Origin of the sequence: Sphingomonas carotinifaciens, from assembly GCF_009789535.1 — a bacterium.
Classification (GTDB): Bacteria; Pseudomonadota; Alphaproteobacteria; order Sphingomonadales; family Sphingomonadaceae; genus Sphingomonas; species Sphingomonas carotinifaciens.
This window is the reverse complement of record NZ_WSUT01000005.1, coordinates 2,247,952-2,261,073: the sequence shown is the minus strand read 5'-3', so window position 1 is coordinate 2,261,073 and position 13,122 is coordinate 2,247,952. Positions and strand designations below refer to the sequence as shown.

The 13,122-nt window shown below is 67.1% G+C and carries 10 protein-coding genes; 6 read left to right on the top strand and 4 right to left on the bottom strand.

The genetic code is table 11. The features are described from left to right. Positions 1–53 precede the first annotated feature (53 nt). A complete protein-coding gene (locus GQR91_RS12715) occupies positions 54–296 on the top strand; it encodes a hypothetical protein (RefSeq protein WP_112383952.1) in 243 nt (80 codons plus the stop codon). A gap of 40 nt (positions 297–336) precedes the next feature. On the opposite strand, the gene GQR91_RS12710 is transcribed toward GQR91_RS12715, so the two are convergent. Both GQR91_RS12710 and GQR91_RS12705 read right to left on the bottom strand, forming a co-directional pair. Beyond that, positions 337–1,362 (bottom strand): polysaccharide deacetylase family protein, encoded by a 1,026-nt coding sequence (locus tag GQR91_RS12710; RefSeq protein ID WP_235904193.1) that lies wholly within the window; start codon positions 1,360–1,362, stop codon positions 337–339. 9 nt (positions 1,363–1,371) lie between these two features. After that, positions 1,372–3,156: a sensor histidine kinase gene (locus tag GQR91_RS12705; RefSeq protein ID WP_149683519.1), complete on the bottom strand. Its 1,785-nt coding sequence runs from the start codon at positions 3,154–3,156 to the stop codon at positions 1,372–1,374. 188 nt (positions 3,157–3,344) lie between these two features. Between GQR91_RS12705 and GQR91_RS12700 the strand changes: the two genes are divergently transcribed. Then, positions 3,345–3,812 (top strand): Lrp/AsnC family transcriptional regulator, encoded by a 468-nt coding sequence (locus tag GQR91_RS12700; protein ID WP_112383955.1) that lies wholly within the window; start codon positions 3,345–3,347, stop codon positions 3,810–3,812. Between the two features lie 444 nt (positions 3,813–4,256). Here GQR91_RS12700 and GQR91_RS12695 read toward each other — a convergent pair whose 3' ends face one another. Next, on the bottom strand, positions 4,257–5,552 hold the full coding sequence (locus tag GQR91_RS12695; protein ID WP_112383956.1) for a hypothetical protein: 1,296 nt from the start codon (positions 5,550–5,552) through the stop codon (positions 4,257–4,259). Between the two features lie 157 nt (positions 5,553–5,709). Between GQR91_RS12695 and yaaA the strand changes: the two genes are divergently transcribed. The 4 genes from yaaA to GQR91_RS12675 all read left to right on the top strand — a co-directional run bounded on the left by yaaA (position 5,710) and on the right by GQR91_RS12675 (position 10,383). Next, complete coding sequence (yaaA, locus tag GQR91_RS12690) at positions 5,710–6,450, top strand: peroxide stress protein YaaA (protein WP_149683518.1); 741 nt, start codon at positions 5,710–5,712, stop codon at positions 6,448–6,450. Continuing rightward, a complete protein-coding gene (locus tag GQR91_RS12685; protein WP_149683517.1) occupies positions 6,447–7,136 on the top strand; it encodes an SDR family NAD(P)-dependent oxidoreductase in 690 nt (229 codons plus the stop codon). The genes yaaA and GQR91_RS12685 overlap by 4 nt, the downstream gene beginning before the upstream one ends. 149 nt (positions 7,137–7,285) lie before the next feature. Beyond that, positions 7,286–10,036 (top strand): DNA gyrase subunit A, encoded by a 2,751-nt coding sequence (gene gyrA / locus GQR91_RS12680; protein WP_112383959.1) that lies wholly within the window; start codon positions 7,286–7,288, stop codon positions 10,034–10,036. After that, positions 10,033–10,383: a DUF952 domain-containing protein gene (locus tag GQR91_RS12675; protein ID WP_149683516.1), complete on the top strand. Its 351-nt coding sequence runs from the start codon at positions 10,033–10,035 to the stop codon at positions 10,381–10,383. The genes gyrA and GQR91_RS12675 overlap by 4 nt, the downstream gene beginning before the upstream one ends. Positions 10,384–10,456: 73 nt before the next feature. Here the strand turns inward: GQR91_RS12675 and GQR91_RS12670 are convergent, their stop codons facing one another. Continuing rightward, positions 10,457–12,892 carry a TonB-dependent receptor plug domain-containing protein gene (locus tag GQR91_RS12670; RefSeq protein WP_375781565.1) on the bottom strand — a complete coding sequence of 812 codons (2,436 nt, stop codon included), beginning with the start codon at positions 12,890–12,892 and terminating at the stop codon, positions 10,457–10,459. Between the last annotated feature and the right edge of the window lie 230 nt (positions 12,893–13,122).

The window sequence follows — 13,122 nt, the reverse complement described above, 5'->3', positions numbered from 1 at the left end:
CGCTCGTCAGTTTACCGGGCGGGCGCGCACTGCGCAAAAAAGGGAGTTCCAGTATGAAGAAGCTTATCGGTTCGGCCATGGCTCTGTCGATGATCGCAACGCCGGTTGTCGCAGCGGCTGCCCCGGCAAATCCCGCTGCCAAGCTGTCGGTCGGCAAGGCACGTGCAGGCACTCCTTCGGCCAAGAGCAACAAGCTCGGCGGCGGCGGCATCCTCGCCGCGGTTCTGCTGGCTGGCATCGTTGCCATTCCGGTGATCGATATCGTCCGCAGCGACGACGATTCGGACAGCAACTAAGACCAATACGCCGGGCCGGGAGACTTCCGGCCCGGTTGCTCTAGCCCGCCCCTGTCCGATCCGCCCCCGCCGGGCGTCGATCCGGCGACGTGAGAACGTCCGCCAGACTGGCCGCCACGACCCGTCTTTCTGCCAGATGGTCCAGGATCATCTCCCACCATTCCCAAAACGCCGACAGGTCACGCGCATCACGCACATAGGGCGTGTGTCCGGGAACAAGCGACGGCGAATGGAATGAAAAGACCAGCAACTGCTCGCCCCCGGCAAGCAGGGCGTCGATCGCGGCGATAACCGCAGCCACCGGCATCCCCTCCGGGGTCAGGGCGATACGCGACATCATGCCGCTCCGTGCCATGCCCCCCAGGACGAGCGGCAGACGTGCGAGCTTCGGATAGATCCACGGACCCTGACTGCGCGCCGCGCCGATGAATGCGGTGCTCAGCGGCAGTTCCAGCATGCCGTCGCGGACAAAGGCGGCGGGGCCGATCGCAGCGAAGTCCGGCCCATGGCGGTCACTGTAATCGTGATAGGCGCGTACCGAACTGTCGATCCGGTATCCCCGCGCCGCCAGCATCCCCAGGGTGGATGGCCCCAGGCCATATCGACCCGAGCGAAAGGCAATCGGCGGCTTCCCGAACGCCTCGGCCAGCGCGTGGGTCAGATGATCGATCTTCGCTGCCTCCAGCGCGGGCGGCAGATTGCCGGCATAGCTGTTCCGCACACCGACGGCTTCCTCGAACGGCGGCGTCACCCATCCATGAAGCTGCGCCCCGATCGTCGAGCGGCCGTCACCCGCCACGTTGCGCAAAATCGCGACGGCTTGGGGATCGGCCGCCATCGGCGCATCGACCATCAAGGTCAGGGCCACGCCAGCATCGGCAAATCGCCGATGTGCCGCCGGAAGGGCGCGGATGGCGGTCGTCGTATAGTCTGACCGGGTGAACGGCGCCGCCCAGTCGAACTCCTCCTCGACATCGACGAAGACCATGAAACGCCGGCCGAAATCGGCTAACCAGCGCACCCGTTCGCCCCGCTCCACGGCCGGCATGCGAAAGGGGCCGCGCACCTGGGCCGCCTACAGCGTCGAGGCCTGCTCCATCGGGCGCTCCGCCACCGCCGCCGGCAGACGCAGCGTCAACCGGTGCGTCCCGATCATCAGCCCGCCCCCCATCTCCGCCGCCAGCTTCTGCGCCAGACGCAGCGCGAAACCGGTGCCCAGCAACGGCCCGCCCTCGCCCTCGCTCTCCTCCGGAGCCGCATCAAGCGACAGCAGCGACGCATCACCGTCGACCGGCAGCGCGATCGGCCGGTCGATCGTGATCGCCACCGCCCCGTCGCCCGCATCCGCCGCCACGATCCCGATCCGCTCCCCGATCACGCACGCCGACACCAGCGCCGCCATCAGACGCGCCACCAACCGCTCCACCGCCCGATCATCCGCCGCGACCGCTAGTCGGGCATCCGCCCCGTCCAGCACCACCTCACAATGCCGCAACCCCGCCAACGGCGCCAGATCAGCCATGATCCGGTTCAGCAAGGGATACACCGGAACGACGCTGGGCCGCAGGTCCAGCGCATGTCCCTCGATACGTGCGGCCGTGTCCAGATCCTCAACCGCCGCCAGCAGATCGCCGGCCAGTTGCCGGATCTCGGCTGCACGCGCACGGTAGACGGCCGACACCGGGCCCAGCAATTCGCTTTCGATCAACTCGGCGAAGCCGGCGACGGCGTTGGTGGGGGTGCGGAGTTCGTGGACGAGTTGGCGCAGGGAGTCTGAGGCAGTGGCCGGGGATGTGGGCGCGGTGCATTCGTCGGGGCGGGGGCGGCGGGCGGTGCCCTGGAGGCCGAGGAAGCGTCCGGTGAGGGGGTCGAAGGAGGGGACGCCCGAGACGCGCCAGGAGCCGGCGGCGTCGGAGCGGCCGCCAACCTGTAACCGCGCGTCGCGAAAGGCGGAACGCCGCCGGAACGCACCCGTGGCGACGCCGTCGAACTGCACATGGCCCTGCGCACTGGCGAGTGCGAAGCTGGCACCGACCAGTGCTGCGCGCGCGACGCCGTCGACCCAGCGGATGACGCCCTGCGCATCGGTTTCGAACCGGAAGCGATCCTGCTCGGGTTCTTCGGGAAGCGGCGGCGGCGCCACGCGCGGCTCCGCTTCGCGCTGACGGTTGAAAGCGTCGATGCGGGCAACAAGATCGGCAATTTCGAAGCGTTGCGGCGGCCCCGCCGGCTCGGGCAACGGATCGGCACCGAGCGGCGCCTGCGTATCGGCGTGGAGCCGGGCGCGGGCGATGAGCGGCAGATCGCGGGCAACATCGCCGAGCGCCACGAACGAACTGTCCGAACGGGGGGTGGCGGGATCCGGGAACGGAGCGGATATAGCCGCCGGAGCAGGAGCCGTGGCCGCAGCGGCCGCGGGCGCCTCCACCGGCTGATAGGGCAGGACGAAATCGGTCGGCCCGAAGCTTTCCAGCCCGCGGCGCACCGCCTGCGACAGGTCGCGGCGATGGCGCAGGACCGAGCGGCCCGCCGGCGTCAGCCGGGGCAGCAGGGCAAGCCAGTCCCCGTCATCCAGCGTCACGGTGCGCAACACTGGGCCGGTGATGGCGGGCAGGTCCTGTGCGAAGAAGGCGACCAGGGCAATCGGGGGCGTCGTCAGGGCCAGCGCGCGCGCGCTGGCGGCCCGCACCGCGTCGGGCACATGCGGGCGCAGCGTGCGCAGACGCTCGATCGCGGCATCGTCGGCGGGAACGCGGCCACGGCCGATCAGGTCGACCAACTGGCGCCATGACGATTGCGCGCCGAATCCGGTCGCCGTTTCGGCGGAAAGAACCGTCTTCAGGCTGTCATCGAACCGCACGTGCTAACCCCTTGGCCGGACTGCCGAGCGCAGCACCGATACTTCCGTCCTTACGCACGTCCGGTGCCGGGTGCAAAGGCTCAAAATAAGCACGTCGCAATGTGGGACAATTGCGTTTGCCCGCAATTTTCTTATGTATCGGCGTTCCTATGGATTGGGAATGACGAGTATATGTGGAGTTTCGCGTAATGGCCTTTGATCGCATCGACCGGCAAATCCTGGCTTTGCTGCAAGATGATGGGCGGATGACCAATGTCGACCTGGCCGAACGCGTCGGACTGACCGCCCCGCCCTGCCTGCGCCGGGTTCGCGCGCTGGAGGAAGCCGGGGCGATCCGCGGCTATCATGCCGATCTGGATGCGGCGCGACTGGGCTTCCCGATCACCGTCTTCGCGATGGTGTCGCTGCGCAGCCAGGCCGAGCATGATCTGGCCGCGTTCGAGAATCACGTCGCAGGCATACCCGAGGTTCGCGAATGTCACATGCTGAACGGTGAGATCGACTTCATTCTGAAGATCGTCGCGTCAGACCTGAAGAGCTTTCAGGAAATTTTGACGACGCACCTGACGCCGGCCCCCAATGTGGCGAGCGTCAAGACGTCGCTGACGATCCGTACCGCCAAGCAGGTTTCGGGGATCCCGGTCACGGTGGATTGAGGCGCGGGGGGCCTGTCTCTCGATACGATGAACAGGTCGGATCGCCCCCCGGACGATCCTGAACATGCTGGGAGCATGTTTACCTGTTCATCTCGATACGCAGCTTTGCTGCTACTCGACAGTACTCGAGACGAACGGACTTAAGGGCGCTTGTCACGCGATTGATCGACCCCTGGGTGAGCCGCGGGGGATGTGCTTCGACTTCGCTCAGCACGAACGGATCAGAGTGGATTTCGATCGCCTTTGGTCACCCTCACCCTTCCGCGGCTGCGCCGCGCCCTCCAGCATCGGGAGAGGGAAAAGACGCTGAAGGCGGCGAAGGGTGAGCGCAACCACGTCTGATCGAATTCGACCCTAGATGTGTGAGGCTTCGCCTCACCACACCCCAGAAACAAAAAGGGGCGGCCCGCGAGGACCGCCCCTTCTTCGTTGCCGGCTGCCTGATCAGGCGGCCTGCGAGTCCAGCCAGGTCGTCCAGAAGCCGGCCAGGTCGGCGCGGGGTGCGCCCTTGACGTTGGCAAAGGCGGCCTTGGCTTCGGCCTTGTTGCCCTGTGCTGCCAGCGCGATGCCGAGGCGGGTGTTGACCTCGTCGGCGTTCACGCCGCCCTTTTGCAGCGCGGCGCGGTACAGCTCGACCGCCTTGGCATAGTTGCCCTGCCCGTAATAGGCCTCACCGGTGACCGCGGCGAGCTTGCCGTCGGCCGCGGCCAGTGCCTTCTTCTCGGTCGGGGCCAGCGATCCTTCCGCCTTGGCCTTGGCCGCAGAGTCCGCCAGCATCGCCTTGGCCGCGCTGTTGCCGGCCGGGATCTTGCCCGATGCGGTGCCTTCGCGCAGCACCGCCTCCGCCTCTGCCGGCAGGCCCTTTTCCGACACGTTCTGGGCATATTCCAGATAGTCGTTCTGGTCGGCGAGCGACTTGGAGGTGCGCATCAGGCGGAACAGGTCGATCTTCTGGTTCTTGTCCAGCGTGGCGAGCGAGCCGGGCTGGAGGCCATAGATCACCAGCGCGTCACGCCAGTTCTTCGACGTCGGATAGGCAGCGATCCACTTGCGCATCCAGCCAAGCGTTTCCGGTACCATCTTGCGCTGGTTCGAACGCGCGATGGCGTAGCGGTAATAATCCTCCGGCGCCTTCTGGCCCGACGCGTTGATCTGCTGGATCGCGGCATCCAGATCGGCATTGGCGCCCGCCACGTCGCCGGTCTCCATCTTGGCCTTGACCATCAGGAGCGGCATTTGCGGATCGTTGTAGCCGAGCTGCTTGGCCTGCTGGAACATCTGCAAGGCGACCGGATACTGCTTGCCGTTATAGGCGAGCGCACCGCGACGGAACGCATAGCGCGCCTTGTCGGCCGGCGGGGTCGAGGCGTTGGCGATCAGCGTGTCGAGCGGCTTGGCCAGCACCGTTTCGTCGAGCGGCGCGTTGGGATTGGCGGCCTGCGCGCCGTAAAGCTTGCCCGATTCCAGATCGTAGCGGAGCGCGGCGGCGATATACTTGTCGTCCTCGGTCTTGGCCGCGGCCTCGACGGCGGCGACCGCCGGCTCTGCCGCGGCATAGTCCTTGGCCTGGAGCAGCGGCTGCGCGGTCTGCGCGGCCTTCAGGGCATCCGGGCTGAGCTTCAGGCCGCCGGCTTCTTCCTTCTTGTTCTTCTGGGCAGCGGCCACCGGTGCGGTGACGGCAATCGTGCTGACGCCCGTGGCAAGCACCGCCATCAGTGCCAGCTTCGAGAACATCTTCATGCGGAATCTCTCCTGTTGAGCATCTTGCGCGTGGAAAAGGGTTAGGGCGCTTCTAGGGGCAGCCGCCCACCCATTCAAGCGAACCACCCCCTTTTGCCAATCGAACGCTGAACGCGGATTGAATAGCGAAGCTCCCGCCTGTAGCGCCGCTTTCACCATGATTGCCGTTATTTCGCCCGCCAAGACGCTCGATTACGACACCCCGCTGCCCGTCGATACCCGCACCCATCCGCGCCTTGCCGGGGAAGCACAGACACTGGCCGCTGCTGCCGCAAAGCTGGGGGCCGAGGCGCTGGGCACCCTGATGCGCATCTCCCCGGCACTGGCGACGCTGAACGCGCAGCGTTTCGCCGGGTTTGCGGACGCGCCGGAGCGCCCGGCAATGTTCGCCTTTGCCGGCGACGTCTATGCGGGGCTGGACGCCTATACGCTGGACGAGGCGCAGGTGGCGTTCGCCCAGGATCATCTGCGGATGCTGTCGGGCCTGTATGGCCTGCTGCGCCCACTGGATGCGATGCGGCCGTACCGGCTGGAAATGGGAACGCGCTGGGCACCGGAGGGCACGAAGCTGACCGAATGGTGGGGGGACCGGATCGCGACCCTGCTGGACGAGGATGTGGCGGCGGAAGGATCGGGAACGGTGCTGAATCTGGCAAGCCAGGAATATTGGCATGCGGTCAAGGGCCGCCTGCCCGCCGACATCCGCGTGATCGCGGTGGATTTCCGCGAAGGCGACCGTTTCGTCAGCTTCCACGCCAAGAAGGCGCGCGGGCTGATGGCACGCTGGCTGGTCGAGCACCGGGTGACCGACACCGACGCGATGCGCGGCTTCGATGCCGATGGCTATGCCTATGACGCGGCCGCGAGCAGCGCCGACCAGTGGACCTTCCGGCGATGAGCGCGAAACAGGCCGTGGTGATCGGCGCATCCGGCGGGATCGGTGCCGCGCTGGTCGAGGCGCTTCGCGACGAGAATATCGCAACCCGCGGCTTTGCGCGGTCCTTTGCCGGTGCGGATCATATCGACCTGGAGGACGAGGCCAGCATCGCGGCAGCGGCGGCTTCGCTCTCCACCGCGCCCGATCTGGTGATCGTCGCGACCGGCCTGCTGCACGCGAGCGAACGGAGTCCCGAGAAGAGCATCGCGCACCTCGATCCCGCCTGGCTGCACCGGCAATTCGCGGTCAACGCGATCGGCCCCGCGCTGGTCGCCAAGCATTTCCTGCCGCTGATGCCGCGGACCGGGCGCACCGTGTTTGCCGCCCTCTCCGCCCGTGTCGGCTCGATCTCCGACAACCGGCTGGGCGGATGGTATGGGTACCGCGCCTCCAAGGCGGCGCTGAACCAGCTGGTGCGCACCGCCTCCGTCGAGGAGAAGCGACGCAACGACCGCTCCATCGTGGTCGCGCTGCACCCCGGCACCGTGGATACCGCATTGTCCAGGCCCTTTCAGGCCAATGTCCAGGCGGGGCGGCTGTTCGACACCGGGCGCGCGGCGGTGCAGTTGCTGGACGTGATCGACGGGTTGCGGGTGATCGACAGTGGCAAGCTGTTCGACTGGGAGGGAAAAGAGGTTTCACCCTGACGGTGGCGGGGGCCTTGCGACAGCATTTGCAACGACTTGGCCCCTGCCCCGCCCCCTCGCGCAGGCGCGCGTGCGCGGGGGTGGTCAGGCGCCTTCGGAGCGGCTAGGGATGTCGTTTCCCAACTGACACAAGCCTGAAAGTAGCTGCTTTGGCCGACGAGACGATGCTCGCGGAACCCTCCGACATTTCGACGATCTCGATCGTCGACGAAATGAAGTCGAGCTATCTCGACTATGCGATGAGCGTCATCGTGGCGCGTGCGCTGCCCGACGTGCGCGACGGCCTGAAGCCGGTGCATCGTCGCATCCTCTATTCGGCCGCGGAAAGCGGCTTCGTCGCCGGGCGCCCCTACCGCAAGTCCGCCCGCATCGTCGGCGACGTGATGGGTAAATACCATCCGCACGGCGACAGCGCGATCTATGACGCTTTGGCGCGCATGGCGCAGGACTGGTCGATGCGGGTGCCGTTGATCGACGGCCAGGGCAATTTCGGCTCGATGGACCCCGATCCGCCCGCCGCGATGCGCTACACCGAGGCGCGCCTCGCCAAGGTCGCCAACACGCTGCTGGACGATCTGGACAAGGACACGGTCGACTTCCAGCCCAATTATGACGGGTCGGAGCGCGAGCCGCAGGTGTTGCCGGCGCAGTTCCCCAACCTGCTGGTCAACGGCGCGGGCGGCATTGCGGTCGGCATGGCGACCAACATCCCGCCGCACAATCTGGGCGAGGTGGTGAACGCCTGCCTCGCCTATATCGACAATGGCGCGATCACGATCGAGGAACTGATCGACATCGTCCCCGGCCCCGACTTCCCGACGGGCGCGGTGATCCTGGGGCGGGCCGGCGCACGGTCGGCCTACAATACCGGGCGCGGCTCGGTCATCGTGCGCTCGCGCTACGAGATCGAGGAAGGGCGCGGCGACCGCCGCTCGATCGTGCTGACCGAGATTCCCTATCAGCAGGGCAAGAACGCGCTGGTCGAGAAGATCGCCGAGGCCGCCAAGGAAAAGCGGATCGAGGGCATCAGCGACATTCGCGACGAGTCGAACCGCGAAGGCGTGCGCATCGTCATCGACCTGAAGCGTGACGCGACGCCGGAGGTGGTGCTGAACCAGCTCTGGCGGCATACGCCTGCGCAATCGAGCTTCGCCGCCAACATGCTGGCGATCCGCGGGGGCCGCCCCGAGCTGCTGAACCTGCGCGACATCATCCAGGCGTTCGTGCAGTTCCGCGAGCAGGTGATCACCCGCCGCTCCAAATACGAGCTGAACAAGGCGCGCGAGCGGGCGCATATCTTGCTGGGCCTGGTCATCGCGGTGACCAATCTGGACGAGATGGTGCGGATCATCCGCGGATCGTCCTCGCCCGCCGCCGCGCGCGAGGCGCTGCTGGCGCGCGAATGGCCGATCGCCGAGATCGCACCCTATATCCGGCTGGTCGAGGCGGTCGATGTCGAGGTGACGGGTGACAGCTACCGCCTGTCGGACACGCAGGTGCGTGCGATCCTGGACCTGCGCCTCCACCGCCTGACCGCGCTGGGCCGTGACGAGATTGGCGAGGAGTTGCAGGCACTGGCCGCCTCGATCGCCGAGCTGCTGGAAATCCTGGCGAACCGCGCCAAGCTGTACGAGGTGATGCGCGGCGAGCTGGTGGCGGTGCGCGACCAGTTCGCGACGCCGCGCCGGTCCGAGATCGCGGCGGCCGCCGACGGCATCGATGACGAGGACCTGATCGAGCGCGAGGACATGGTCGTGACCGTGACCATGCAGGGCTATATCAAGCGCACCTCGCTCGACAGCTTCCGCGCGCAGAACCGCGGCGGCAAGGGCCGCTCGGGCATGGCGACCAAGGACGAGGATGTCGTCACGCAGTTGTTCGTGACCTCGACGCATACGCCGGTGCTGTTCTTCTCCACCCACGGCAAGGTCTATCGCTACAAGGTCTGGCGCCTGCCCGAGGGCGGCCCCGCGACGCGCGGGCGGCCGATGGTCAACCTCCTGCCGCTGGCCCCGGGCGAGACGATCTCGACGGTGCTCCCGCTGCCCGAGGACGAGGCGGAATGGGGTGCGCTGCACGTCATGTTCGCCACCGCCCGGGGCGCGGTGCGGCGCAATTCGATGGACGCGTTCACCAACGTGCCCTCGAACGGCAAGATCGCGATGCGTTTCGAGGAGGAAAGCGAGGACCGGCTGATCGGCGTCGCGCTGCTGGGTGCGGGCGACGACGTGCTGCTCGCCACCCGCTGCGGCAAGGCGATCCGCTTCGCCGCGGACGATGTGCGCGAATTCCAGAGCCGTACCGCGACGGGCGTGCGCGGCATCGCGCTGAAGGGCGAGGACGAGGTGATCTCGCTGTCCGTCCTCCACCGGGTCGGCACCACCTCCGAGGAGCGCGAGGCGTATCTGCGCTTCGCCCCCTGGAAGGGCGAGAAGGAAGGCGAGCCGGAACTGCCGCCCGAGCGGTACGAGGAACTGCGCGCCGCCGAGCAGTTCATCCTGACGGTGTGCACCAACGGCTATGGCAAGCTCAGCTCGGCCTATGAATATCGCCGCACCGGCCGCGGCGGCCAGGGGATCACCAACATCGACAACATCGCCCGCAACGGCGATGTCGTCGCCAGCTTCCCGGCGACCAAGGGGCACCAGCTGATGCTGGTGACCGACCAGGCCAAGCTGATCCGCATGTCGCTGGCGTCGCTGCGCGTCATCGGTCGCGGTTCGGCGGGCCTGCGCCTGTTCAACGTGGCGGCGGACGAGCATGTCGTGTCGGCGGCGCGGATCGAGGAAACCGAGGACGAGGCGGAGGCCAATCTGGCCGACGAGACCCCGGTGATCGATGCACAGGACGATGCAACGGTCGGCGACGACCTGAGCCAGGGCCCGGAGGATGGCGAATGACGCACCCGACCACCGCATACAAGGTGCTGACCGCCGAGCAGATGGCGACGCTGGAGACTGACGGCGTGTTCACCGGCGCGCCCGTCGATCGGCAGGACGGCTACATCCACCTGTCCACCGCCGCGCAACTGACGGAGACGGTCAACAAGCATTTCGCCGGGCAGAACGACCTGCACGTCGCGGCCGTCGATCTGGAGGCGATGGGCGACGCGGTGCGGTGGGAGGAAAGCCGCGGCGGACAGCTGTTCCCGCATCTTTATGCCGATCTGCCGCTGAATGCGGTCGTCGCCTACAGCCCGCTGAAGCGTGACGACGACGGCACGGTGCGCCTGCCGGTTACCGGATAAGCCGTCCCGGCAGCAGGAAACACGCGAAGCGCGCGACACCCGGCCGGTGTGGCGCGCTTCGTCGTTTCGACGATTACCAGTTCAGGCCCAGCCGTGCGTAAAGATACCGCCCGTTGAAGCCGAAGGGCGAATAATAGGGGAAGCCGAGCACGCCGCTGGGATTGTTGGCGAGCGGCGTTTCACGCGGATAGACGTCGAACAGGTTGCTGACGCCCAGGCCGATCTGCGCGCCCTTGGTCGCGGCATAGCGCAGTTCCAGGTCGGTGATCGCGCGGTTGCCGGTGAACACGTCCGCCGCCGGGGTGGTGCCCGCCTGATTGACGTTGCCGTAATAGGTGACGCGGGCGAGCGCCCCCAGCCGGTCCAGCGACCAGTCGACCGTGCCCGTCACCTTCTGCTGCGGGGTGCCGTCCTCCAGCGTCAGGATGCGACTGCGCGCGAACAGCGTCGGCGCGGGGTTCAGCGTCGCAGTGCTGGTCGGCACGCGCGTGACCTTCACGTCGTTGATGTTGCCGGCCAGCGTGAAGTCGAACGCGCCCGCCCCTGCGGTCCGCCACCGATAATGCGCGACCACGTCGATGCCCTTGGTCGTCGTCGCCAGACCGTTGATGAAGAAGCGTGCCGCCGAGACGTCAGCCGGCAGCAATGCGGCAACCTGCGGATTATAGGTAGCGGTGCCGGGCGTACCTGCGGAGATATTCTCCGACAGGCCGATCTGGTTGCGGATATGGATGCGATAGGCATCCACCGTCAGGTCGAACCCGCCGGAGCGGATCACGGTGCCGACCGACAGGTTGGTCGACTTTTCCGGCTCCAGCGGCAGGCCGCCGAGCGCGGTGCCGACCGCGCTGACCGAGGGATAGGTGCCGGTCTGGACCGGCACGCCGTTCTGCACCACCTGCGCGATCTGGGTGAAATATTGCTGCTGGAGCGACGGCGCACGGAAGCCGGTGGAGGCGGTGCCGCGCAGCGCGAACCAGTCGGCCACGTCGTAGCGCAGCGACAGCTTGCCGTTTACCGTGCTGCCGAAGTCGGAATAGTCCTCGACGCGGCCCGCAAGCCCGGCCAGGAACTTGTCGGTCACCTGTGCCTCGATATCGACATAGGCGCTGACGTTGCGGCGGCTGCGCTCGGTCTCGTTGAGCGGCGAGAAGCCGCCAAACCCTTGCGCACCGGGCGCCGCGTTGGCCGCGGCCCCCGTCACCGTCCCCGCCGGCGGATAGCCATAGGAGGCCTGCTCGCCCGCCTGGATCTTGTATCCCTCGCGGCGGCCTTCCAGGCCGAAGGCGACGTTGAGCGACTGGAACACGTCGAAGCGGCGCGTCGCGTCCAGCCCGACGATATACTGGTCGTAGATCAGCGCCCCGTCGCTGAAGTCGCGCGGCGTCGCGCTGCCATAGGCGTAGTTGGCCGAATTGAGCGTGCGGAAGCCGATCTTGTTCCGGCCATAGCTGAACGACAGGTCGACATCGAACCCACCGAGATTGCCGCGCAGACCCGCGGCCGAGTTCAGGTCCTGCACCTTGGTGTTGATGATCGGCAGGAAGCCGTTGGGATACCCCGCCAGAGCGGTCGTGGCACTGGCCAGCCGCGGGAAGGCCGCGCTGCGCGTGTCGCGGTCCTGGTAACCGCCGAACGCGTACAGGCTCCAGTCGTCGGTCAGCGAGGTGCCCGCGTTGACGAAGCCGGTATACTGCTCGACTTCCGGGTCGCCGTAACGACCGGTGATGCGGTTGGGCGTCACGCGCCGGTCGAAGTCCGCACGGTTGGTCGGGCTGCGCTTCAGATATTCGCCGGAAACGGTCAGGAAACCGTCTTCGCCGAACCCGATCCCCTGCCATAGCGAGGCGGTGACCGCGTTCTCGCCCGTCACCGAGCGCCGGCCATTCGCGGTGTCCACGTCGGTGTTGTAGAATCCGTAATTGACCTGCGCGCCGCCGCCCGACCGTGCTTCGCGCAGGCGCAGGTTGACGACCCCGGCGATCGCGTCCGAGCCATATTGCGCGGAGGCGCCGTCGCGCAGCACCTCGATCCGGTCGAGCGCCACGGTCGGGATGGTGTTGAGGTCGACCGCCGCCGATCCCCGACCCACGGTGCCGTTGGTGTTGAGCAGGGCCGAGGTATGGCCGCGAATGCCGTTGATCAGCACCAGGGTCTGGTCCGGCGACAGGCCGCGCAGCGTCGCCGGGCGGATCGCGTCGGTGCCGTCATTGGCGGCAGGCCGCGGGAAATCGATCGACGGGGCGACCGCCGACAGCGCGGTGGCCAGCTCGGTCGTGCCCTGGCGCTGCAGGCTGGCGCCGCTCAGCACATCGACCGGCGAGGCGCTGTCCAGCCGCGTGCGCCCCTCGGCACGCGTACCGGTGACGACGATGACGTCGCCCTCCTCTTCCGGCGTCGCGGCATCGGCGACGGGTGCGGCCTGCGCTTCCTGCGCAGGCGGCGCCGCCTGTGCGGCAAGGGCGAGCGCGGAACTGGTGGCGAGCAGCGATGTGCAGAAAAGCAGCACTATCAACCCCTTGTTTTTCTTGTTTGGTGGGACGGTCCCTGACCGGTGCCATAATCCATCAAAGCGGGGGATGATCCGTAGAAATTCTTGGGGGTGCCCTTTGGATAAAAATTGCCTCCGACATCAGTGACAAGGGGTTCGGCCCGGATGGAAGGGCGATGATTTGGCCATGCGCTTTTCTTCGATGGTCGGCCCGATCTGGTCCGTTGGGAATTTCAGAGGCACCGATC

Excerpts from the sequence above, each read along its gene's own strand:
- GQR91_RS12715 (WP_112383952.1), top strand. The coding sequence starts at position 54 with ATGAAGAAGCTTATCGGTTCGGCCATGGCTCTGTCGATGATCGCAACG.
- GQR91_RS12700 (WP_112383955.1), top strand. The coding sequence starts at position 3,345 with ATGGCCTTTGATCGCATCGACCGGCAAATCCTGGCTTTGCTGCAAGAT.
- GQR91_RS12695 (WP_112383956.1), bottom strand. The coding sequence starts at position 5,552 with ATGAAGATGTTCTCGAAGCTGGCACTGATGGCGGTGCTTGCCACGGGC.
- yaaA (WP_149683518.1), top strand. The coding sequence starts at position 5,710 with ATGATTGCCGTTATTTCGCCCGCCAAGACGCTCGATTACGACACCCCG.
- GQR91_RS12685 (WP_149683517.1), top strand. The coding sequence starts at position 6,447 with ATGAGCGCGAAACAGGCCGTGGTGATCGGCGCATCCGGCGGGATCGGT.
- GQR91_RS12675 (WP_149683516.1), top strand. The coding sequence starts at position 10,033 with ATGACGCACCCGACCACCGCATACAAGGTGCTGACCGCCGAGCAGATG.